Annotated in this window: 1 protein-coding gene; it reads right to left on the reverse strand. The window is 67.5% G+C overall.

Features of this window, described 5'->3' with window-relative positions:
- Window positions 1–286: acyltransferase domain-containing protein (locus UK23_RS47815; protein WP_156213910.1), on the reverse strand; the 286-nt coding region annotated here is incomplete at both ends.

The raw sequence follows: 286 nt of genomic DNA on the forward strand, positions 1-286 counted from the left end.
GCCTCAACCCCAGCGATCACCACCGACCGAGGCCCGTTGACAGCAGCGATCGACACCCCGGCCGTCAGCTGCGGCAGCACCTCTTTTTCGGACGCGAAAACGGACACCATCGCGCCACCGGCCGGCAACGCCTGCATGAGCGCCGCACGAGCCGTGACCAGCAGACACGCGTCCTCAAGGCTCAGCACCCCGGCGACATGCGCCGCCGCGATCTCACCAATCGAATGCCCGACGACCTGGTCCGGCCTGACCCCGAACGACTCCAGCAACCGGTACAGCGCCACTT

It is taken from the genome of Lentzea aerocolonigenes, from assembly GCF_000955955.1.
Classification (GTDB): domain Bacteria; phylum Actinomycetota; class Actinomycetes; order Mycobacteriales; family Pseudonocardiaceae; genus Lentzea; species Lentzea aerocolonigenes_A.